Source organism: Levilactobacillus lindianensis (assembly GCF_003946095.1).
Classification (GTDB): domain Bacteria; phylum Bacillota; class Bacilli; order Lactobacillales; family Lactobacillaceae; genus Levilactobacillus; species Levilactobacillus lindianensis.
Genome location: NZ_RHOD01000020.1, coordinates 1 through 23,957, shown reverse-complemented (window position 1 = coordinate 23,957; position 23,957 = coordinate 1). Strand labels below are relative to the sequence as shown.

General features: G+C 50.3%; 20 protein-coding genes. All 20 read left to right on the top strand.

From position 1 onward, the window contains the following. Window positions 1-101: 101 nt before the first annotated feature. The 20 genes from EKM70_RS08540 (at window position 102) to lepA (ending at window position 23,839) form a co-directional block, all read left to right on the top strand. The gene (locus EKM70_RS08540) at window positions 102-4,439 is read left to right on the top strand and encodes a PolC-type DNA polymerase III (RefSeq protein WP_125547024.1); all 4,338 of its coding nucleotides are present in this window, start codon (window positions 102-104) and stop codon (window positions 4,437-4,439) included. 125 nt (window positions 4,440-4,564) lie between these two features. Next, window positions 4,565-4,837: a hypothetical protein gene (locus EKM70_RS08535; protein WP_125547022.1), complete on the top strand. Its 273-nt coding sequence runs from the start codon at window positions 4,565-4,567 to the stop codon at window positions 4,835-4,837. 130 nt (window positions 4,838-4,967) lie between these two features. Next, complete coding sequence (rimP, locus tag EKM70_RS08530; protein WP_125547020.1) at window positions 4,968-5,441, top strand: ribosome maturation factor RimP; 474 nt, start codon at window positions 4,968-4,970, stop codon at window positions 5,439-5,441. Between the two features lie 24 nt (window positions 5,442-5,465). After that, complete coding sequence (gene nusA / locus EKM70_RS08525; protein ID WP_125547018.1) at window positions 5,466-6,686, top strand: transcription termination factor NusA; 1,221 nt, start codon at window positions 5,466-5,468, stop codon at window positions 6,684-6,686. A 27-nt stretch (window positions 6,687-6,713) separates the two neighbouring features. Further along, window positions 6,714-7,010, top strand: coding sequence for an RNase P modulator RnpM (gene rnpM, locus EKM70_RS08520; RefSeq protein ID WP_057877583.1), 297 nt, complete (start codon window positions 6,714-6,716; stop codon window positions 7,008-7,010). Further along, the gene (locus EKM70_RS08515; protein WP_125547016.1) at window positions 7,003-7,308 is read left to right on the top strand and encodes a L7Ae/L30e/S12e/Gadd45 family ribosomal protein; all 306 of its coding nucleotides are present in this window, start codon (window positions 7,003-7,005) and stop codon (window positions 7,306-7,308) included. The genes rnpM and EKM70_RS08515 overlap by 8 nt, the downstream gene beginning before the upstream one ends. A 47-nt stretch (window positions 7,309-7,355) precedes the next feature. Continuing rightward, window positions 7,356-9,767, top strand: coding sequence for a translation initiation factor IF-2 (infB, locus tag EKM70_RS08510; RefSeq protein ID WP_125547014.1), 2,412 nt, complete (start codon window positions 7,356-7,358; stop codon window positions 9,765-9,767). A gap of 19 nt (window positions 9,768-9,786) precedes the next feature. After that, the gene (gene rbfA / locus EKM70_RS08505) at window positions 9,787-10,140 is read left to right on the top strand and encodes a 30S ribosome-binding factor RbfA (RefSeq protein WP_057877586.1); all 354 of its coding nucleotides are present in this window, start codon (window positions 9,787-9,789) and stop codon (window positions 10,138-10,140) included. Window positions 10,141-10,231: 91 nt separating this feature from the next. Next, window positions 10,232-11,140, top strand: a complete 909-nt coding sequence (gene truB, locus EKM70_RS08500) for a tRNA pseudouridine(55) synthase TruB (protein WP_125547012.1) — start codon at window positions 10,232-10,234, stop codon at window positions 11,138-11,140. Between the two features lie 23 nt (window positions 11,141-11,163). After that, window positions 11,164-12,114 carry a riboflavin biosynthesis protein RibF gene (ribF, locus tag EKM70_RS08495; protein WP_125547010.1) on the top strand — a complete coding sequence of 317 codons (951 nt, stop codon included), beginning with the start codon at window positions 11,164-11,166 and terminating at the stop codon, window positions 12,112-12,114. 134 nt (window positions 12,115-12,248) lie between these two features. Further along, window positions 12,249-13,286, top strand: coding sequence for a heat-inducible transcriptional repressor HrcA (gene hrcA / locus EKM70_RS08490; RefSeq protein ID WP_057877589.1), 1,038 nt, complete (start codon window positions 12,249-12,251; stop codon window positions 13,284-13,286). A gap of 20 nt (window positions 13,287-13,306) precedes the next feature. Then, window positions 13,307-13,885, top strand: coding sequence for a nucleotide exchange factor GrpE (grpE, locus tag EKM70_RS08485; protein WP_125547008.1), 579 nt, complete (start codon window positions 13,307-13,309; stop codon window positions 13,883-13,885). A gap of 38 nt (window positions 13,886-13,923) precedes the next feature. Beyond that, complete coding sequence (gene dnaK, locus EKM70_RS08480; protein WP_125547006.1) at window positions 13,924-15,798, top strand: molecular chaperone DnaK; 1,875 nt, start codon at window positions 13,924-13,926, stop codon at window positions 15,796-15,798. A 124-nt stretch (window positions 15,799-15,922) separates the two neighbouring features. Then, window positions 15,923-17,068, top strand: a complete 1,146-nt coding sequence (gene dnaJ, locus EKM70_RS08475) for a molecular chaperone DnaJ (protein ID WP_125547004.1) — start codon at window positions 15,923-15,925, stop codon at window positions 17,066-17,068. 301 nt (window positions 17,069-17,369) lie between these two features. Then, on the top strand, window positions 17,370-17,519 hold the full coding sequence (locus tag EKM70_RS08470) for a teichoic acid D-Ala incorporation-associated protein DltX (protein WP_057877593.1): 150 nt from the start codon (window positions 17,370-17,372) through the stop codon (window positions 17,517-17,519). 55 nt (window positions 17,520-17,574) lie between these two features. Beyond that, window positions 17,575-19,104: a D-alanine--poly(phosphoribitol) ligase subunit DltA gene (gene dltA, locus EKM70_RS08465; protein ID WP_125547002.1), complete on the top strand. Its 1,530-nt coding sequence runs from the start codon at window positions 17,575-17,577 to the stop codon at window positions 19,102-19,104. Next, on the top strand, window positions 19,104-20,312 hold the full coding sequence (gene dltB / locus EKM70_RS08460; protein ID WP_125547000.1) for a D-alanyl-lipoteichoic acid biosynthesis protein DltB: 1,209 nt from the start codon (window positions 19,104-19,106) through the stop codon (window positions 20,310-20,312). Before dltA ends, dltB begins: the two co-directional genes overlap by 1 nt. A gap of 38 nt (window positions 20,313-20,350) precedes the next feature. Then, entirely contained in the window at window positions 20,351-20,584 is a 234-nt protein-coding gene (gene dltC, locus EKM70_RS08455; RefSeq protein WP_125546998.1) for a D-alanine--poly(phosphoribitol) ligase subunit DltC, read from the top strand. 3 nt (window positions 20,585-20,587) lie between these two features. Further along, the gene (gene dltD / locus EKM70_RS08450; RefSeq protein ID WP_125546996.1) at window positions 20,588-21,877 is read left to right on the top strand and encodes a D-alanyl-lipoteichoic acid biosynthesis protein DltD; all 1,290 of its coding nucleotides are present in this window, start codon (window positions 20,588-20,590) and stop codon (window positions 21,875-21,877) included. A gap of 129 nt (window positions 21,878-22,006) precedes the next feature. Then, entirely contained in the window at window positions 22,007-23,839 is a 1,833-nt protein-coding gene (gene lepA, locus EKM70_RS08445; protein WP_125546994.1) for a translation elongation factor 4, read from the top strand. Window positions 23,840-23,957: the final 118 nt, after the last annotated feature.

Below are 23,957 nucleotides of genomic sequence, written 5' to 3'. Positions count from 1 at the left end.
TAACTAAAACGACAGGCGCCAACTGACGCCTGTGACCGAATCCAAGGGGGCTGGGACAATTGTCCTGGCTCCTTTTTAGACAGGATGAAAGGAGTTCGCTTGTGGACGAAGATCGCCATGCATTATTCGAAAAATTATTAAAACAATTGGACTTGGCTGGTGAAGCCGAGCAACCTTATTTCGCCACGGCTAGCATTGACCGCCTGACGGTTCACGAACAGTCCCGCCGGTGGCAATTTTATCTCAAATTCGATCAGTTACTGCCATTCACGGCATTTGCCGACTTCCAGAATCATCTGCAGGTGGCCTTTCGCGACATTGCGACTGTTGAGGCAACTTTTCTGGTTGACCAACCGGAACTCACGAATCGCTTATTGGGAGATTATTGGGAATGGGTTGTCAAGAACAGTCAACTAACGGGGAGCCTGGTTCAGGAACTCTGCCAGTCGCAGGTCCCACAACTCGATCCCGACGGCCGTGTGCTGTTGTACGCCCAAAATGAGGTGGTAAAGAACTTCCTCAGCAATCAGGCATTAGGCCCCCTGGAGGCCACTTACCGACAAGCCGGTTTCCCTAAATTTAACATTCAGGTGAAGGTGGACGAGTCCAAGTCGCAGGCTAAGATCGAAGAGTTCAAGGCCCGGCAACAGAAGAACGATGCGCAGTTGGCGCAACAGGCCGCTGCCGCAATCGAAAAGGCCAACCAGAAGCGTCAGAGCCAAGGCGACGTCGTGGCGGCCAGCGGGCCAACTCAGATTGGGAAAGCCATCAAGGGCGACCAACCGATCACTCGGATGGTGGATATCACCCAAGAGGAACGGTCCGTCATCGTCGAGGGTTACGTCTTCGACAAGGAAGTTCGTAAGCTCCGTTCCGGACGGCAACTCCTGACCTTGAAGATTACGGACTACACGTCGTCAATTGTGGTTAAGAAGTTCTCCCGTGGTGCTGAAGATGAGGCGCAATTTGCCGGTGTCGATGAAGGGGCTTGGGTTAAGGTTCGTGGGAGCGTCCAAGAGGATAGCTACATGCGTGACCTGGCCTTGAATGCCTACGACATCAATGAAGTCAAACACGCCTCACGTCAAGATACCGCGCCTGCCGATGAGAAGCGTGTGGAGCTCCACTTGCATACATCCATGAGTCAGATGGACGCCACAAATCCCATCGGAGATTACGTGAGTCGGGCCAAACAGTGGGGGATGCCCGCCATGGCCATCACGGACCATGCCGATGTGCAAGGCTTCCCAGCGGCCTTTAATGCCGGAACCAAAGCCGGCGTTAAGATGCTCTATGGGGTTGAAGCCAACCTGGTAGACGATGGGGTGCCGATCGGTTATAACAGTGCGCACGTCCCACTAGATGGGGCGACCTATGTCGTCTTTGATGTGGAAACCACGGGGTTATCCGCTATTTATGACAAGGTGATCGAACTCTCTGCGGTCAAGATGGAACACAAGAACGTGATCGCACAGTTCGAAGAATTCATCGATCCAGGGTTCCCATTGTCGGAACAGACGACGAATCTGACCAGTATCACCGATGATATGGTGGCTGGGTCGAAGTCCGAAGAAGAAGTCTTCAAACTCTTCCGGGAGTTCTGTGGTGACGCGGTTATCGTTGGGCATAACGTGACCTTCGATGTGGGCTTCATGAATACTGGTTATCAGCGTCACGGGATGCCTGAGATTCCTAATCCAATCATTGATACCTTGACGTTGGCACGTTTCTTATATCCGACGCTGAAGAGTTACCGGCTGAATACATTGGCCAAGCGTTTCCATGTCAGTCTGGAACACCATCACCGGGCCGTCTACGATGCTGAGTCAACCGGTCATCTGAATTATCTCTTCTTGAAGGATGCCGAGGACCGGTATGACATCCAGTACCACGACCAATTGAACGATCACATGACGGATAACGATGCCTATAAGCACGCGCGTCCTAGCCACGCCATTCTGATTGCGAAGACTCAGGCTGGGTTGAAGAATATGTTCCGCCTCGTGTCGGCCTCCAATGTGGATTACTTCTATCGGGTGCCGCGAGTGCCACGGAGTCTATTAGATAAGTACCGCGAAGGGATCATCGTTGGCTCGGCTTGTTCCTCAGGTGAGGTTTTCACGGCCATGATGCAAAAGGGACAAGTGGAAGCCGCCGCCAAGGCCAAGTATTACGATTACCTTGAGGTACAACCTAAGGCCGCTTATCAGCCATTGATTGACTCGGGCTTGATTGCCGATGAGGCAAACCTCGAAGAGATCGTGAAGAACATGGTGACGTTGGGGCATGACCTCAACAAGCCCGTGGTGGCCACGGGAGATGTGCATTACCTCGATCCCGAGGATTACATCTATCGCAAAATTTTAATTCACTCACAAGGTGGGGCGAACCCGCTGAATCGGCAGGAATTACCGGATGCTCATTTCATGTCAACCAACGAGATGTTGGACGACTTTGCCTATCTGGGGGCCGAGACCGCTAAGGAAATCGTGGTCACCAACACCCAGAAGATTGCGAACGATGTGGATGAAGTTCACCCCTTAAAGGACAAGCTTTACACGCCACGGATGGAAGGCGCCGAAGATGAAATTCGGCAACGGACCATGGATACCGCGCATGCGTGGTATGGTGATCCGCTACCCGAATTGGTGCAACACCGAGTCGACCGCGAATTAAAGTCGATCATTGGAAATGGGTTCTCCGTGATTTACCTGATTGCCCAACGACTGGTAGCCAAGTCCAATAAGGACGGGTACTTGGTTGGGTCTCGGGGGTCCGTGGGATCCAGTGTTGTGGCGACGTTCACCGGAATTACCGAAGTGAATCCGTTACCGCCACACTATCGTTGCCCGAACTGCCAGTATTCGCACTTCTATACCAAGGGTGAGTACAGCTCAGGGTATGATTTACCGGAAAAGAATTGTCCCAAGTGTGGGACGTTAATGATCGGTGACGGGCATAACATTCCGTTCGAAACCTTCTTGGGTTTCAAGGGGAATAAGGTGCCTGATATCGATTTGAACTTCTCCGGAGACTACCAACCCATCGCCCACAACTACACGAAGGTATTGTTCGGGGAAAAGAACGTTTATCGAGCCGGAACTATCGGCACCGTGGCCGACAAGACCGGTTACGGGTACGTTAAGGCCTACGAACGAGACACCGAGCAGACCTTACGCGGGGCCGAGATTGACCGCCTGGCTAAGGGGGTTACCGGGGTTAAACGAAATACGGGGCAACATCCCGCGGGGATTATCGTTGTGCCGGACTACATGGATATTTATGACTTCACGCCAATCCAGTACCCGGCCGATGACCAGAACGCGGCTTGGCAAACGACCCACTTTGATTTCCATTCGATTCACGATAACATTTTAAAAATTGATATCCTGGGGCACGATGATCCCACGATGATCCGGACTCTGCAGGATTTGTCTGGGGTTGATCCTCAGACGATTCCGATGGATGATCCGGGCGTCATGGCCTTGTTCTCTGGAACGGATTCGTTGGGGGTTACGCCCGAACAGATTCAGTCTAAGACCGGGACGTTGGGCGTGCCAGAATTTGGGACGCGGTTCGTCCGCGGAATGCTGGAAGAAACGCATCCCAAGAACTACTCGCAATTACTTCAAATTTCCGGACTGTCTCACGGAACCGACGTATGGTTGGGCAATGCCGAAGAACTTATCAAGAACGGAACGGCTACCATCGCTAACGTTATCGGGTGTCGGGATAACATCATGACCGACTTGATTAACTTCGGGTTGGATTCCGAAACCTCCTTCCAAGTCATGGAACACGTGCGGAAGGGTCGGGGGATTCCTGATGAATGGCAAGAGAAAATGAAGCAAACCGACTGTCCCGACTGGTACATTGATTCTTGTCTGAAGATTAAGTACATGTTCCCGCGGGCCCATGCGGCCGCTTACGTCTTGATGGCGTTGCGGGTGGCGTACTTCAAGGTCTACTTCCCAATCATTTACTATGCCGCTTACTTCTCCGTGCGGGCCGATGACTTCGACGTTGTGGCCATGTCACAAGGCAAGACGGCCGTGAAGGCAGCGATGAAGGCCATCAATGACCAGGGGATGGACGCGTCTACCAAGGACAAGAACCTCCTGACAGTCTTGGAACTTGCCAACGAAATGTTGGAACGGGGCTATAACTTCAAGATGATTGACTTGGAGAAGTCTGATGCCGCCGATTGGATTATCGATGGCGATACGCTGATCGCACCATTCCAAGCCGCGCCTGGCTTGGGATTGAACGTGGCTAAGCAGATCGTGGCCGCCCGTAATGACCGACCATTCATCTCCAAGGAAGACTTAGCCAAGCGTGGGAAAGTTTCCAAGACCATCATTGATTTTATGACTGAAAATGGTGTCCTGACGGGCTTGCCGGATGAGAACCAACTCAGTCTGTTCGATGATATGATGTAGACCTTCCCAACCCAGCAATAACCGGTTTAGTCACCATGGCAACGCTTACAACAACCGCCAAGTATGTTACAATGAAAGTGAGGAACGAAGAACTTTAATCACTTTAACGAAAGCGGGTGTTCACCATGCTCCGGCACTTTACGAGGTTACCAGATGGGTGGATTTTTCTGGCAGGTTATTGTCTGATTGGTTTGGGTTACATTCTGTGTGGACTAGTAGCTAGCGTCACGGCCGTCCCGTTTCTGACGGTCGTGGTGGGTTACTTCTTGATAGCGTTCGTGTTGACAGCCATTAAGGCCTTGAGTTTGAAGGAAATGGCATTGAATCGACTGAATCTCTTAGTATTTGAATTTATCACGATTGTGGGATTTGTGATCCTGCTGGTAACGGAGTTCTAGTCACCGGCGGATCGGTTGCAATCCCGCGGCATGTGTAGTAAAGTAGTGGTTGTAGTTAAACTCGTTATTAAATGAGTGAGCAGTTTATGCTCACTCTTTTTAATGGAAAAAATGTAGGAGGCGGAATTCTTTGAGTACTGTCGTCGAGACCGTGACGGCCCTAGCCCAGCCAATTGTGGCGCAACATCAGTTTGAATTAGTTGACGTGGAGTTTGTCAAAGAAGGTAAAAGCTGGTACCTACGGGTCTACATTGATAAGCCCGGAGGCATTAATATCGAGGAATGTGCGATGGTCAGTGATGAACTATCCGAGAAGTTAGATAGTTTGGATCCAGACCCCATTCCTCAGGCCTATTTTCTCGAAGTATCCTCTCCGGGTGCCGAGCGGCCATTGAAGAAGCCGGCCGACTTTGAACGGGCCGTGGGTGATTACATCCACGTTTCCCTGTATCAAAAGATTGGTCAGAGCAAGGTTTACGAGGGAACCTTGGAGAAATTAGAGGCAGAATCCCTAGACCTTAAGGTCAACCTCAAGGGACGCATCAAGACGTTAACCATTCCACGTGATGCGATTGCCCAAGCCCGGTTAGCTGTCAAGTTCTAACTTAATTAAGGAGCGAAACACAACATGAGTAAAGAATTATTGGGTGCCTTAGATGTCCTCGAGACGGAAAAAGAGATCGCAAAATCAGTGGTTATCGACGCCTTAGAAGCAGCCTTAGTGTCTGCTTACAAGCGTAACTATGACCAAGCACAAAACGTCGAAGTCGAATTCGATCAGAAGAAGGGGAACATTCATGTCTTTGCCGTGAAGAAGGTTGTGGACCAGGTCTACGATTCCCGTTTGGAAGTCGGCTTGGATGAGGCCTTGGCCATCAACAAGGGTTACGAATTAGGCGATGACATCAAGTTTGAAGTGACCCCAAAGAACTTTGGTCGGATCGCCGCACAGACCGCTAAGCAAGTTATCTTGCAACGGGTCCGTGAAGCAGAACGGAACATTATCTACGATCAATACAGTCAATACGAAAATGAAATCGTAACGGGTGAAGTTGAACGGCAGGATTCTCGTTTCGTCTACGTGAGTCTGGGTAAGGTGGAAGCTGTCATGGGTCGTCAAGACCAGATGCCTAACGAAACCTACCGGATTCATGACCGTATCAAGGTTTACGTGACCCGCGTGGAAAATGCTACGAAGGGGCCACAGGTCTTCGTTAGCCGGACCCACGCTGATTTATTGAAGCGTCTGTTCGAAGAAGAAGTTCCTGAAATCTATGACGGGACCGTTGAAATCATGGCGATTGCCCGTGAAGCTGGGGACAGAGCCAAGGTTGCCGTTCGTTCGAACAACCCTGACATCGACCCCGTCGGAACCAGTGTTGGCCCTCGAGGGCAACGGGTTCAGACGATCGTTAACGAACTCGGTGGCGAAAACATGGATATCGTTGAGTGGACCGAGGATGAAGCCAAGTTCATCGCTAACGCCTTGAACCCCGCCGAAGTGCTCGATGTCATCTTTGACCCCAACAACGAACGGGCTTGTGAAGTTATCGTTCCTGATTACCAATTATCATTGGCAATCGGTAAGCGGGGGCAAAATGCCCGGTTAGCCGCTAAGTTGACAGGTTACAAGATTGATATTAAATCAGAATCCGAAGCGTCTGCTATAATGGAAGCTGACCAGGACACGACTGCCGATGCCGCACCCGCTGACGAGGAAACGCCGGACCAAACGGCCCCCGTTGCTGACAGTGAAGACGTGGCACCTGATGTGACACCAGCCGACGATGCAACCCCGTTAGACGCCCCTGAGGACGCTGGCGACGACGATTCCACGACGGCAGAATAATACCCATCTCAAGGAGGTTTGGGGCTTATGAAACAACGTAAGGTTCCGTTACGCAAAGATATTGTAACGGGAGAAATGGCACCCAAGAAGCAGTTGGTTCGCGTGGTTCGCAACCAACAGCAAGAGGTCAGCATTGACCCGACCGGAAAGCAATCCGGCCGTGGGGCCTACATCGCTTTAGATGTTGCCGTTGCAAAGCGGGCTAAGGCGGAACGAACTTTTGACCACGTGTTTGACGTTAAGATCGATGACCAATTCTATGACGATTTGATTGCCTACGTTGATCACCAACAAGCACGACGAGAATTATTCGATCATGACTAATTCCGAACGTGCCTTACAACTCCTAGGTTTGGTTCGGCGGGCAGGTAAGCTGACCACCGGCGAGACCTTTGTCTTGGCCGCAGTGCGGGATGGTTCAGCCAAATTGGTCTTACTCGCAAGTGATGCGGGTCAGAGTAGCCAGAAGCAATTTCGCGACAAGACCACGAGTTATAACGTTCCATTAAACGAAGACTTTACGAAAGACCAGTTGAGCACGGCCATTGGGTCAGCGCGCACGGTCATCGCAATTACAGATCCGGGATTCGTCCGGAAGTTACAAACATTACTTGCTAAGTAGCCGCCTGACGTTCTCGTGATCGACAGAAATTAAAGGAGTGTGAAGATATGGGGAAAAAGCGAATTTATGAACTCGCCAAAGAAATTAATGTCTCCAGTAAACAAATCATCGCGAAGGCCGAAGAAAAAGGCTTTCCGGTGAAAAACCACATGTCAACGCTCGGCGAGAACGAAGAACGTCAGTTACGGGCCGCTTTTTCTAAGAAGCAGCCAGCGGCATCTCAAGCCAAGCCTGCTAAGACCCAAGCCGCACGACCAGTACAACATCGGTCGACGACTGGGTCCGCTAAGCCAGCCGGTAAGACCAGTCAAACTGGCAAGCCAGCAGGACAAAGCCACGGCCAAGCCAAGGCCTCTCACCAGGCCAATGGCAACAGCCGGCCGAAGTCACAGGCGACCAGCCAACGGTCCGGTCAGAACAAGCCGCAAGGTCAGCAACACAAAACTAATAAAAATAACAGCCAGTCTGGAAGTCACCGTCAAGAGCAACATAATTCCGGCACCGGCAGATTTGGTGGAAGTTTGAATAATAATACGAATAATAGTAATGGACGCCGTTCTAGCAACAGCCGCGGCGGCCGTAATAACCGCAATAACCGGAACAACCGGCGGCGGAACAACAATAACCGTTACAAGAAGAACCAACGGATTAAAGATGTTAACCAACACAAGGGTGCTCCAGAGCGTAAGAACAAGGCTTTGCCAGATGTTCTGGTTTACTCTGATGGGATGAACGCCCAAGACCTGGCAAAGATCTTGCACCGTTCATCTGCTGAAATTGTTAAGAAGTTATTCATGTTGGGTGTCATGGTTAACCAAAACCAATCCCTCGACAAGGATACGATTGAAATCTTGGCTGATGATTACGGTATTGAAGCCCAAGAAAAGGTTCAAGTTGATGTCACCGATATCGATAAGTTCTTCGATGCCGAGATGGCCAACACGGACCACTTGGTTCCACGCGCACCGGTGGTCACAATCATGGGACACGTTGACCATGGTAAGACGACTTTATTGGACCACTTACGTCACTCCCACATCACGGCTGGTGAAGCTGGTGGGATCACGCAAGCCATCGGGGCCTACCAAGTCCACTACAACGATAAGACCATTACATTCTTGGATACGCCAGGACACGCGGCCTTTACCGAAATGCGGGCTCGTGGTGCTGAAATCACCGATATCACCGTGCTGGTGGTTGCCGCTGATGATGGTGTGATGCCACAAACCATCGAAGCCATTCACCATGCGAAGGCTGCCGGGACCCCAATTATCGTCGCCGTTAACAAGATCGATAAGCCTGGTGCTAACCCCAACCACGTTATGGAACAATTGACAGAATACGAATTAATTCCTGAAGACTGGGGTGGCGACACCATCTTCGTTGAAATCTCAGCGAAGTTTGGGAAGAACATTGATGAGTTACTCGACATGATCTTGCTCCAAGCCGAAGTGCTGGAATTAAAGGCTAACCCAGAACAAAATGGGGCCGGTTCTGTCATTGAAGCGCGTTTGGACCAAGGTAAGGGTTCCGTGGCCACATTGTTGGTTCAACAAGGGACCTTACACGTTGGGGATCCAATCGTGGTTGGGAACACCTTCGGGCGTGTCCGGACCATGGTTAACGAACGGGGTCGCCGTATCAAGGACGCCGTTCCGGCAACGCCAGTGGAAATTACTGGGTTGAGCGATGTGCCTGAAGCCGGGGACCGTTTCGTGGTCTTCGATGATGAAAAGACGGCCAGAGCTGCCGGAGAAGAACGGGCTAAGGAAGCCTTGATTCAAGACCGGAAGAACACCAGTCACGTCACGTTGGACAACCTCTTCGACTCCCTCAAGGAAGGCGAAATGAAGGAAGTTGACGTGATCATCAAGGCCGATGTTCAAGGTTCCGTTGAAGCCTTGGCAGGTAGCCTGAAGAAGATCGAAGTTTCCGGTGTGCGGGTGAACATCATTCACTCCGCCGTTGGGGCCATTAACGAAAGTGATGTGACCTTGGCCGAAGCCTCAGACGCGATTATTATCGGGTTTAACGTTCGTCCTACGCCACAAGCACGTTCACAGGCTGATTCCGACAAGGTTGATATTCGCTTGCACAATGTCATTTACAATGCCATTGATGAAATCGAAACGGCCATGAAGGGTCTGCTTGAACCAACGTACAAGGAAGAAGTTATTGGTCAAGTTGAAGTTCGTCAAATCTACCACGCTTCCAAGGTCGGCACGATCGTTGGGGGAATGGTTACGGATGGTAAGGTAACGTCCGACAGTGACGTCCGATTAATTCGTGACGGCGTTGTGATTTACGAAGGTAAGCTGGGCTCCCTCAAGCGGTTCAAGGATGACGCTAAGGAAGTTAAGCAAGGCTTTGAATTAGGATTAACGATTGAGAACTACAATGACGTTAAGGTGGACGATGTGATCGAAGCCTACGTGATGAAGGAAGTTCCTGTTAAATAAAAATCGGAGGCAAACAGTCATGGCACAATATCGAGTTGGCCGGTTGGAACAAGAAATCCAACGGGAAGTTACGGATATTTTACTAAAACGTGTTCGCGACCCACGGGTTGATGGCGTCACCGTTACCGGTGTCGAAGTTACCGGTGATTTACAACAGGCGACGATTTACTACAGTATTTTATCGGACAAGGCTTCTTCCGCCGAAAAGACGGCAGAGGGCTTGAAGAAGGCTACGGGACTGATTCGTTCCGAACTTGGTTCGCGGCTGAGCATCTACAAGACGCCGGAACTAACGTTCGAACAAGACGCATCTGTTCGTTACGGTAGTCGGATCGATGAATTGCTTAATGATCTCCACCACCAAGAAAAGTAACACGGGTTGTAGAGAACAGGAAGGCGTTGGTCCAATTGGACCAGCGCCTTTTTTTGCCCCAAATGATAGCGTTGAAATGGAGGAAGACATTATGAATGGCATTATTCCCCTGTATAAAGAACGAGGACTCACAAGCTTTGACTGTGTGGCAAAGTTACGCCACATCCTGCATACCAAGAAGGTGGGGCACAGCGGGACGCTGGACCCGAGCGTAGATGGGGTCCTTCCCATCTGCATCGGTAGTGCGACGAAGGTGGTTCCCTATCTCATGGGTTCCGGGAAAATTTATCGTGGTACCTTAACCCTGGGCCTGGCCACCACGACCGAAGACTTAGACGGGGATGTGATCGACCGGCGACCGTTGACCGCAGCTTTTACGGCCGACCAATTGATTCAGGCCGCCGCAGCCCTGACGGGAACCATTCAACAGACACCGCCGATGTACTCCGCGGTTAAGGTCCGCGGCCGCAAGCTCTACGAGTATGCCCGTGCGGGTGAGACGGTGGAGCGGCCGACGCGAACGATTACGGTCACCCGTTTTGACCTCACCACACCTGGTGATTTTGATGCCGAACAGGGGACCCAAACGGTTGCATTTGAGATCGCTTGTTCCAAAGGAACCTACGTGCGAACCTTAGCCGTTGACCTGGGTCGCCAGCTAGGGGTCCCAGCCGTCATGGCCTCACTCACGCGGATCAAGAGCGGGGGCTTCACCCTGGAGCAAGCCGTTACCTTGGACGAGGTGGCCGCTGCGATGGCCGCTGAGGACCTGTCGCCAATCTTACGGCCAATTGACTATGCCTTGACCCAGTATCCACACGTGGCCCTTTCAGAGCGCCTGTGGGGATTGGTTAAGAACGGGGTCTTTCTTGACCAGGCCCAAGTGGGGCTTACCGACCCGATCGTGGCCCTGAGTTATGCGGGGGCAACGAAATGTTTGTATCAATTTTTACCCGAAAAACAGCAATATAAACCACTCAAAATGTTTGCAGTGGACTAAGATTTTGGAAAGAGGCGTCAAACATGGAAATTATTCGGATTCACCATCCACTGGACCCACGCCAAATTCCGGCGGAGCCCGTGGTTCTCGCAATGGGCTTCTTTGATGGCCTACATCGCGGTCACCAGGCCGTGATTCGCCGAGCCAAAGCCTTGGCGCAAGAACGACACGTCAAGCTGGCTGTTCTGACCTATGATCATCACCCAGCCATTGTCTACCGGGCCCTAACCGGAGACGATCAGAAGTACCTCAGTCCCACCGACCGGAAGCTCAATCAACTGGAACGAATGGGGGTCGATCGAGTCTTTCTGGTTAACTATACTGGTGAGTTCGCCGCTCAGTCGCCTCAGGCCTTTGTTGACCACTACCTGGTGGCTTTCCACACGGTGGTGGCGGTGGCCGGATTTGACCACACTTATGGCAAGAAGGACGTGGCCACGATGGCCCGCCTGCCACAATACGCCCAGGGGCGTTTCGTGGTTGAAACGGTAGCCGAACAGGTCAGTGACGCCGATAAGATTAGCTCAACACGGATTCGCACGGCGATGAAACAGGGTCAGATTGATACGGTGAACGACCTCCTGGGCTACCTCTACCGGACGACCGGAACGGTGGTCCATGGCGAGGCTCGTGGCCGGACCATTGGGTTCCCTACGGCCAATATCTTGACGCCTAACGATGAATGGTTACCGGGGATTGGGGTCTATACGGCTCGACTCAAAGTCGGGGCCATTTGGTATCCTGGCATGATGTCGGTCGGGCGTAATGACACCTTTGGTGATAACCGCCCCGTGACCGTCGAAATGAATCTGCTTGATTTTCAAGGAAACCTTTACGGCGAACCTGTGGAAGTAGAGTGGCATCATCGCTTGCGGGGGCAGGTTAAGTTCGCCGGCGCCGACGAGCTGGTCACACAACTGGAAAAAGATGAGGCGGATACGCGGGCCTATTTTGCCCAGATAGCGGCCGAATAGACTGAAATTAGCACTTGATCCCACTGATTGCTAAAAATCCTACCAGATTTCTTGACTTCAAAACCTGGTTTTGCTACATTATATATGTGTCTTAGCACTTGATTAGTTTGAGTGCTAAAAAAGGGGTGATTGTGATGCTTTCAGAAAGACAAATGATGATTCTGCGAGCCGTTGTCCGCGATTTCACTAACACTGGTGTGCCGGTGGGATCTAAGACATTAGCCAAGCAGTTACCCATCCACGTAAGCTCGGCGACAATTCGTAATGAGCTGGCGGCGTTGGAGGAACAGGGACTCATTGAGAAGACCCACTCCTCTTCCGGCCGGATTCCTTCTGGCGAAGGGTACCGGTACTACGTTGACCATTTGGTCAAGCCAGACCCGTTGCGTCCAAACGATATGGACGTGATTCAGTCCTCATTGGGCGGTGATTTCCATAAAATTGACGAAATCATTTCACAATCTGCGACGATCCTGTCGAATCTGACGAGTTACACGGCGTTCACCCTGAAGCCGGAACTTAAGGATAGTCGATTGAGTGGCTTCCGTTTAATCCCATTGGGCAAGCGGCAAGTCATGGCCATCCTGGTTACCGATAGTGGTGACGTCGAGAATCAGACGTTTGACGTCAACGAGAAGGTTACCGGTGAACAGCTGGAAGCCGTCGTTCGCTTAATCAACGACCAACTGGTAGGGTTAACCTTGCCAGAGGTCCTGAAGAAACTTCAGCAGGATATTCCGCTGAAAATTGCCAATTATCTCCAGAGTCCCGAGGGATTTCTCGATATCTTTGGTGACGTGCTCACCCGAGCCGCGCAGGAGCGCTTCTACGTCGGCGGTCGTTTGAACCTGTTGAACTTCTCACAGGATAGCGACGTCGATTCGTTGAAGTCACTGTACGCGATGCTCGACAAGACGGATGATATTGCCGATGTGCTGGGGCAACCCAGTGACAAGATTTCCGTCCGGATTGGGAATGAAATGACCAATGATGCGCTACGTAACTTCAGTTTGATTACCGCAACTTATGACGTTGACCAACATGGTAAAGGGATGATTGCCATCCTGGGGCCGACGCGAATGCCTTATTCGCGGATGTTGGGAATTGTCGGGGCTTTTCGTGAAGAGCTCGCGAAAAAACTACTGGATTATTACCGGTTTTATGACGAGTAAAGAAAGGGAGGTTTTTTATCGTGGCTGACAAGCAACAACCGTCCACAGATGACCAAACCGCGGCAAAGGCCGCCAAGAAAGCAACGGATGTATCCAAACAAGCACAGGCTGAGGCTGCTAAGCCCAAGCCTAAGCTCGTCGCCAGTGCTGAAGAAGTCGCCAAGCTCAACAAACGAGCTGACGAGTTCGAAGACAAGTACCTGCGTGCCGAAGCTGAGGTGCAAAACATCCAGGCTCGTTTCCAGAAGGAACAGGCAACGTTGATTAAGTATGACGGGCAACAGCTCGCCAAAGATATCTTGCCTGTGATTGATAACTTGGAACGGGCTTTGGCAGTCGAAGCCAGTGATGACACCGGTGAACAGCTGAAGAAGGGTGTTCAGATGACCTATGATCATTTGGAAGACGCTTTGAAGCGAAACCACGTCACCGAGATTGCCGCCATCGGCCAGAAGTTTGACCCCACGCAACACCAGGCCGTGCAAACGGTCCCCGTTGAAAAAGGTCAAACGGCCGATACGGTGGTCAATGTGCTTCAAAAGGGCTACCAGTTAAAGGACCGGGTTCTCCGGCCTGCTATGGTTGTCGTGGCACAATAAATTTACAAACAAAAAAACTAATAAAGAGGGAATTTTTGATGGCAAGTAACAAGATTATCGGGATTGACTTAGGGACGACCAACTCAGCCGTTGCCGTTCTTGAAGGTAGTACCCCTAAGATTATCGCAAATAAGGAAGGCGCTCGGACGACGCCATCCGTTGTCGCATTTAAAGATGGTGAAACACAAGTCGGTGAAGTTGCCAAGCGCCAAGCCATCACGAACCCGAATACGATTTCATCTATCAAGAGTCACATGGGTGAAGCAGGTTACAAGGTTTCCGTTGATGGGAAGGATTACACCCCACAACAGATTTCTGCGATGATTTTACAACACTTGAAGTCCTTCGCTGAAGACTACATTGGTGACACGGTTGATAAAGCCGTTATCACGGTGCCAGCTTACTTCAATGATGCCCAACGTCAAGCGACTAAAGATGCCGGTAAGATTGCTGGCTTAAACGTTGAACGAATCATTAACGAACCTACGGCGGCTGCCCTGGCTTACGGTCTGGACAAGCAAGACAAGGACGAAAAGATCATGGTCTACGACCTTGGTGGTGGGACCTTTGACGTTTCCGTACTGGACTTAGGTGACGGTGTCTTTGATGTTCTCTCAACGAACGGGGATACTCACTTAGGTGGGGACGACTTCGATAAGAAGATCATGGACTGGTTAGTTGCCGACTTCAAGCAAGAAAACGGCGTCGACTTGTCTAAGGACAAGATGGCTTTGCAACGTTTGAAGGACGCTGCCGAAAAGGCTAAGAAGGATCTCTCTGGGGTTACTGAAGCCCAAATCAGCTTGCCATTTATCTCTGCCGGTGACAATGGCCCACTGCACTTGCAGAAGTCATTGAGCCGCGCTAAGTTCAACGAATTGACGGCCGACCTGGTTGAAAAGACCCGGATCCCGGTTGAAAATGCGTTGAAGGATGCCGACTTAAAGGCTGGCGACATTGATGTTGTTATCTTAAACGGTGGGTCTACTCGGATTCCAGCCGTTCAAGAAGCCGTTGAAAAGTGGACGGGTAAGGAATCTAACCACTCTATCAACCCTGATGAAGCCGTTGCCTTAGGTGCCGCTGTTCAGGGTGGGGTTATCACCGGTGATGTGAAGGACGTTGTTTTACTTGATGTTACGCCATTATCCTTGGGTATCGAAACCATGGGTGGGGTCTTCACCAAGTTGATCGACCGGAACACGACGATCCCTACCAGCAAGTCCCAAGTCTTCTCAACCGCTGCTGACAACCAACCAGCCGTTGATATCCATGTCTTACAAGGTGAACGGCCAATGGCTGCTGACAACAAGACGTTGGGTAACTTCCAACTTGCCGATATTCCAGCCGCACCTCGTGGGGTTCCTCAAATCCAAGTAACGTTCGATATCGACAAGAACGGGATCGTTAACGTTTCTGCTAAGGATATGGGTACTAACAAGGAACAAAAGATTACCATCAAGAGTTCCGGTGGTTTATCCGATGAAGAAATTGATAAGATGATGAAGGAAGCTAAGGAAAACGAAGCTGCCGACAAGAAGCGTAAGGAAGAAGTCGACACTAAGAACGAAGTCGACCAGTTACTCTTCCAGACCGATAAGACGTTGAAGGACGTTAAGGGCAAGGTTTCAGATGATGAAATCAAGAAGGCCGAAGACGCTCGCGATGCCTTAAAGAAGGCTCAAGAAGCCAACAACTTGGACGACATGAAGACCAAGAAGGATGACCTGACTAAGATCATTCAGGACCTCTCCGTCAAGTTGTACCAACAAGCCCAACAAGCACAAGGTGACGCTGCCGGCGCCGGCCAAGCTGCGGGTGCTGATGGTGCCAAGACCGATGGTAAAGACGGCGACACTGTCGATGGTGACTTCCACGAAGTTCACGACGACGATGACCAAGACAAGAAGTAAGGTCAGCTGTTAAGTTGTCAATAATCGGGCAAAAAGTCAGAGTCCGCTGGGCTTTGGCTTTTTGTTTCGAGTATGCTATTCTTACTAGTAGCGAAAAATTTCGGAATTGATTGGGAGGAAAACGATGGCGCAAACGGACTTTTATGGCGTATTAGGTGTCTCCAAGGATGCCAGCCAAGATGAAATTAAGAAGGCCTATCGTAAGTTATCAAAGAAGTATCATCCAGACTTAAACAAGGCCCCGGATGCGGCGGACAAGTTTAAGGAAGTTCAAGATGCTTACGATGTTTTAGGCGATAAGGACAAACGGGCTAATTACGATCAGTACGGTTCTGCCGACGGTCCCCAAGGCTTTGGTGGCTTTGGTGGCGGTGATGCTGGTGGATTCGGCGGCTTCGGTGGTGGCGCCGGGGACTTTAGCGACATCTTTAGCCAAATGTTTGGTGGCGGTGCCCAACGAAATCCCAACGCGCCTCGTCCGGGTCGTGATCTACAGTACCAGATGGACTTGAAGTTTGAAGAGGCCATCTTTGGGAAGAAGACCAAGATCAAGTACACCCGTGAGGCCCAGTGTCATACCTGTGGCGGTAACGGGGCCAAGCCAGGCACGTCACCTGAGACCTGTCACCAATGTGGCGGTTCCGGTTACGTGACGACGGAGACCAACACGCCACTAGGGCGTATGCGTCGGCAACAGCCATGTCCTGTCTGCCACGGTACGGGTCAAGAAATCAAGGAAAAGTGCCCAACCTGTGGTGGTTCTGGTCACGAAGAAGAACAGCACGAAGTTGAAGTGACCATCCCAGCTGGAGTAGATGACGGTCAACAAATGCGGCTCCAAGGTCAGGGTGAAGCCGGCCAAAATGGCGGTCCTTATGGAGATCTCTTCATTATCTTTGAAGTGACGCCTAGCAAGGACTTCCGACGCGATGGTACCGAAATCTTCTTCAATCAACCAATTTCCTTCGTCCAAGCGGCGATGGGTGACGATGTGACGGTGAAGACCGTTCACGGGGATGTGAAGTTGAAGATTCCTGCTGGAACGCAGGGCGGCACCATCTTCCGTCTACGCGGCAAGGGGGCACCTCGCCTGCGTGGCAATGGCAATGGTGACGAACACGTCACGATTAAAGTCTTGACCCCTAAGAACTTAAATAAGGGTCAACGCGATGCCTTACGTGACTTTGCCAAGGCCAGTGGCGAGAGCGTTTCCGGTTCGGGAAAAGGTAACTTATTTAACAAAATGAGAGATAAATTTAATGAGAATTAGTTGTAGGGGCAACCTGCTCAAATAGCTAATCTATCAAGGCCGCTGAAGGTTTTCGGCGGCCTTTTTTGTGCCCTAGTAATTACCGGGAGAATTATGAAAGAAAAAGAAAGTGTTAAGCTTGAGTAGTGTTGATTGCAATCCGGTTTTGTCAATGCTAATCTCGAAACATAAGGAATGTGGCTGGGGCCACGGTATTCCTCCCTATGCAGTGTGGATTCGTCGGGGAAAAGACAGGCTGTATAGGTGCGAACGGAAGCTGATTTGGGGGACGAATCAATCAGCAAACCTGGGGGTGAATTTCATGAGAGCAAAGTGGCTGGCGTTTTGGCATCAGCCAGTGGTCGCCTTTATTGGCTGGACAGCATTTTACTTTGTTATTTTGATGGTATTAGTTTATTTGTATGGGTACAGTGGGTTAAATAATTCCACGTTTATCTATAACGAGTTCTAATCGTTGGGGGTCAACCGACAAGATTAGACATAAGTTCTATTGGGGGGGATATAGAATGATTGAAAATATGATTGAAACTATTGACCATTTTGGTCAAGTCGATCCCAACCGGATCGCCTACGATTACCTGGGTCAAACCAACACTTACGGCGAGCTGAAGAGCCGATCAGATGCTCTTGCCGCACATTTGGACGCCATGCAGTTACCGGCCAAGGCTCCCATCTTAGTTTATGGGGGACAAACCTTTAACATGCTGGCGACTTTTTTAGGCATTGTGAAGAGTGGTCACGCCTATGCACCAATCGATACACATTCGCCACTGGAGCGGGTCACGACCATCAATGAGATTGCCCAACCCGCAGCGGCCATTGCCGTTGAGGACTTGCCAACCACGCTGGGATCGACGCCAGTAATTACACCGGATGCCCTGGAAACTATTTTCAGTGAATCGGTTGTGGACTACCAGTTAGACCACGCCGTATCAGGTGATGATAACTACTACATCATCTTTACCTCTGGGACGACTGGAAAGCCCAAGGGGGTTCAGATTTCACATACGAATCTCTTGAGCTATGTTAACTGGATGCTGAGCACGGACTTTGCGTTGCCTGACGCCCCACGGACGTTATCGCAAGCCCCGTATTCATTTGACCTGTCTGTCATGGACTGGGGGCCAACCTTGGCCGCTGGGGGGACGTTGGTGGCACTGCCTAAGCAGGTTACGGATAACTTCCGTCAGCTCTTTGAAACGTTGCCAACGATGGACCTGAACGTCTGGGTCTCAACGCCGTCCTTTATGGACATTTGCTTGTTGGAGCCCACTTTTGATGCCGAACATTATCCACATCTTAGTCGGTTCCTGTTCTGTGGGGAAGAATTAACCCATGGGACCGCGCAAACACTGTTGAACCGGTTCCCAAGTGCGCGGATCTTCAATACCTATGGCCCAACCGAAACAACGGTTGCTGTCACCCAGGTTGAGATTACCGCGGAACTCTTGGCTGACAATCCCCGATTACCAATCGGATATGCTAAGCCAGATACCACGATTACCGTGGTCGATGACGAGTTGAACCCGGTTCCAGCCGGCACTGAGGGTGAACTGCTGATCAGTGGACCATCAATGTCTAAGGGTTACCTTAATAACCCAGAGAAGACAGCGAAGGCCTTTGTGACGAACGATGGACACAAGGTTTACCGTTCGGGGGACCTGGGAGTTCAGCTGACTAACGGTCTTATCATGTATCGTGGTCGGACGGACTTTCAGATTAAGCTTCATGGTTACCGGATTGAACTGGAAGAGGTCAACCATTACCTGACGCAAGAGGATCACATTCAGGTTGGGGTTGCCGTTCCACGTTATGACCGGAACCACAAGGTGAGTCAACTGATTGCTTGGATTGTGCCAAGCAGTTCAGACTTCGCCAATGAATTGGCGCTGACGAAGGCCATTAAAGAAAACTTACAAGGTGGCGACATGATGGAATACATGATCCCACAGCGATTTGTTTATAAGGAAAGCCTGCCGATGACTCCCAACGGCAAGGTTGATATCAAATCAATTATCGCTGAGGTCAATCAATAATGTTGACCTTTGAACCGTACGGTAACCCAACATATTTCGCCCTGTTGGGAGTGGCACTTTTACCACTGATGATTGGTATTCTGTACGGCAAGCGGTCGCGTCTGTATGAAACGTTAATTTCAATCTTCTTCCTGGTTCTCACCTTCGGCGGTCCGAAGTGGACGCAAGGAGTAGCCTTGATCATTTACATTTTGTACGAGGTGGCGTTGACCTGGGGGTATGCCGTCTACAGAAAGCAACATAATTCGGGACCCGTCTTCTTTATGACGGTGATCCTGTCCATCTTACCGTTAACCATCGTGAAGGTGACACCGGCTGTTGCCAATGGTCAGGCTTCACTGATTGGTTTCCTGGGTGTCAGTTATCTTTCATTCCGCGCCGTCCAAACGATTATGGAAACACGTGACGGCACGTTGAAGGATTATCAGGTCATGACCTTCCTGCAATTCATGCTCTTCTTCCCAACGATTTCATCCGGGCCGATTGACCGTTACCGGCGTTTCGAAGCCGATTATCGGACGGTACCCGATCGGGATAAGTACCTGGGCATGATTCAAAAGGGGGTCCGCTATATCTTTGTGGGATTCCTGTACAAGTTCATTCTGGCGTACTACTTCGGAACGATCTTGATGCCAAAGCTGCAAATTATGGCGATGAATTCACGGGGTGGCTTCATGGATCTTTCCTGGCCAGTCGTGGGTTACATGTATTGTTATAGTGCCGATTTGTTCTTTGACTTCGCTGGATACAGTTTGTTTGCTGTTGGGACCTCCTATCTTATGGGGATTGAGACGCCAATGAACTTCAAGCAGCCTTGGCGGTCACCGAACATTAAGGACTTCTGGAATCGTTGGCACATCACGTTGTCATTCTGGTTCCGAGACTTCATCTATATGCGGTTAGTCTTCTGGTTCATGAAGCACCGGGTATTCAAGAAGCCAACAACCACGGCCAATGTCACGTATATTATTAATATGTTGGTCATGGGTTTCTGGCATGGGGTCACGTGGTATTACATCACTTACGGCCTGTTCCATGGGGTCGCACTGGTGCTTAACGACGCGTGGTTACGTTACAAGAAGAAGCATCGCCAAAGTATCCCGCATAACGGGTTTACGCAGGTGTTTGCCATCTTCTTAACGGCAAATATGGTTTGTTTCAGTTTCCTGATCTTCTCTGGGTTACTGGACAAGCTGTGGTTCCAATAAACTAAGGGATTCATAATTCAATCGAGGGGGAAATTATAATGGATATCAAAGCAACGGTTTTACAAATTTTAAGCGACTTAACGGGGAACGATGTTAGTGGTGCAATGGACGATAATTTATTCGATAGTGGGTTATTAGACTCCATGGGTTCCGTTCAATTACTATTACAACTTCAAAGTGACTTAGGCATCAACGTGCCAGTTTCTGAATTCGAGCGGTCAGAGTGGGACACGCCCAACAAGATTGTTGCGAAAGCAGAAAGTCTGGCTTAGTCTATGGCCAAGCGACTACTACGGATCTTTGGTCCGTTAATTCTCGCGGCTATTCTAGTTTTTGCGGTATTGGTTTCGCCGGTTACCTTTGGTTTTAAGCACATGAGTGCGGCCAAGGAACGGCAGGCTGCGGTTTCACTGTCACCCAACATTTTACGGGGGAAGCACGTTAAGGAAGCAGCGCTCGGAGATGGGTACGTGCCGTTCTTTGGATCATCAGAATGGTCACGAATCGACCCGATGCACCCTTCCGTGCTCGCCCAGAAATATCACCGGGATTACCGGCCGTTTCTCTTGGGTGCCCGGGGCACACAGTCGTTAACACAGTTCTTCGTGATGCAGAACATCCAGAGCCAGTTGCGAAACAAGAAGGCAGTGTTCTTCATTTCGCCACAATGGTTCGTTAAGGGTGGGACGCGTAAGGATGCTTTTGGTTTCTACTACTCACAACTGCAAACGAGTGAATGGTTGAGCCATTACCGTCACGATGCGATTGATCAGTACGCTGCCAAGCGGCTACTCCAAATGCCCGCAGCGAAGTCCGATCATTTCATCAATACAGCCTTACAGCAGGTTGCCTCTGGAAAAGCCTTAACCGGTTACCAACGGTTCTACCTGCAATCGCGAAAGAATATGCTGACCCAGGAAGACCAGTTCTTCTCTGGAATCAATTTACCATCGCGAAACTTAGCTCGAGTTGACCAGCAAGCCCAGAAGTTACCCACTCATTATTCTTACTCGGCGCTGGATTCACTCGCCGGCCGCATCGGTAAAGCGCAGACTGGTAACAATAGTTTCCACATTAGCGATCAATTCTACAATCATGGTCTCAAGCAGGAGTTAAAGAAGGGGAAGCTGAAGAACTTCCAGAAGAACCTCTCTTACTTGAAGTCGCCGGAATACAGCGACTTCCAACTCTGTTTGGATCAGTTTGCCCGGTTGAATACCAATGTGCTCTTCATCATTCCACCGATTAACCAGAAGTGGCAGGAGTACACGGGGTTGTCGCCAGAGATGTTGCGCCAGTTTGACCGCAAGATTCACTACCAACTTGAGTCACAAGGTTTTCACAACATTGTTGACTTGAGTGACAAGGGGAATGTTCCGTACTTTATGACGGATACGATTCACCCCGGGTGGCGAGGTTGGTTGGCGATTGACCAACGGGTTAACCCGTTCCTCAGTCAAAGGCAAACACAACCACACTATGATGTTAGCGATAAGTTCTATTCGAAGGCTTGGCAACAGTTGGGACCTTCTCAACTCAGCCAGTACGAACAGACCACGAAATAAACAAGAAGGTTCGGGACAATTTGTGCCGAGCCTTTTTTGACGGTCGCAGGATTCCTTTTAGTTTGTACTTGCCGCAGATGGTTGGTATAATTGTTGAGACATGGTGTTATAGGAAAGTAGGAAATCAACATGGATCTTGAGAAATTAAAAAACCATCAAAAATACATTCGCAACTTCTCCATTGTGGCGCATATTGACCACGGGAAGTCGACGCTCGCGGACCGTATTCTGGAATTGACGGATACGATTTCCAAACGCGATATGCAAGATCAAGTGTTGGACAACATGGATCTCGAACGAGAACGTGGAATTACGATCAAATTAAATGCCGTAGAATTGACGTATCACGCCAAGGACGGCCATGACTATGAGTTTCACCTGATTGATACCCCAGGGCACGTGGACTTCTCCTATGAGGTCTCACGGAGTCTAGCGGCCTGTGAAGGAGCTATTCTGGTCGTGGATGCGGCCCAAGGGGTCGAAGCCCAAACCTTAGCCAACGTTTATCTGGCACTCGATGATAATTTGGAAATCGTGCCGGTCATCAACAAGATTGACTTGCCATCTGCTGACCCAGAGAAGGTTAAGACTGAAATTGAAGATGTCATTGGGCTGGATGCCTCCGACGCTGTCTTGGCGAGTGCCAAGCAGGGGATCGGAATTCCAGAACTGTTGGAACAGATTGTCGACAAGGTACCGGCACCAACCGGTGATCTGGACGCCCCATTGAAGGCCTTGGTCTTTGACTCCGTCTACGATGACTATCGTGGGGTTGTGTTGAGTGTCCGGGTCTTTGAAGGAACTGTTAAACCAGGCGACAAGATCCAATTGATGAACTCCGGCAGTATCTACGAAGTCACCGAAGTCGGGGTTAACTCACCTAAGCCAATCTCGCGAGAATACCTGATTGCGGGGGATGTGGGGTACATCACCGCCAGCATCAAGGATATTACGGATACCCGAGTTGGGGATACCGTGACGGATGCCGATAATCCAGCCGAAAAAGCCTTGCCAGGTTACCGTGAAATGGCCCCAATGGTTTACGCTGGGCTCTATCCCACGGATAATGCCAAGCTGACGGATCTGCGTGAAGCACTGGAAAAGTTGAAGTTAAACGATGCCGCTTTGGAATTTGAACCCGAATCCTCACAAGCGTTGGGCTTTGGTTTCCGTTGTGGATTCTTGGGGATGTTGCATATGGATGTCGTTCAGGAACGGTTGGAACGTGAATTCAATCTTGAACTGATTACAACGGCGCCATCCGTAACCTACCATGCTTATCTGACGGATGGGTCAATGAAGGAAGTCGAGAACCCCGCAGAAATGCCGGAGGCGTCCTCGATCAAGCGCATTGAAGAACCAATCGTCAAGGCCACGATCATGGCACCCAACGAATACGTTGGGGCGATCATGGAGCTGTGCCAGCATCGGCGAGGTCAGTTCTTAACGATGGAATACCTGGATGAATATCGAGTTAATATTTTGTATAATATGCCGTTGTCGGAAATCATCTTTGATTTCTTCGATAAGTTGAAGTCCAGCACGCGGGGCTATGCCTCCTTGGATTACGAAACGAATGGCTATGCAGAAGCTGACCTGGTTAAGATTGATATTCTCTTGAACGGGGATAAGGTTGATGCCTTGAGCTTCATTGCGCACCGGTCCTTCGCCCCACAACGGGGCCGTGAGATTGCCTCACGGTTGAAGAAGATCATCCCTCGCCAAAACTTCGAAATTCCCGTGCAAGCAGCGATTGGGGCCAAGATTATTGCCAGAACCACAATCAAGGCTTACCGGAAAGACGTTACCGCCCACCTCTACGGGGGTGACCGGACTCGTCGGATGAAACTGCTTGAGAAACAAAAGGTCGGGAAGAAACGGATGAAGGCTGTCGGGAAGGTTGATATCCCACAGGAAGCGTTTATGGCTGTTTTGAAGACTGATGAGGATGAAACTAAGTAAGAAACGTTGATAGGACGAATTAGTGCCACACATTCAGTGTTTGCTATAGTCCCCTTAAGGTTGACAGATGAAATACTATAATTCATCTGTTAACTTTAAGGGGATTTTTCTATGCCTA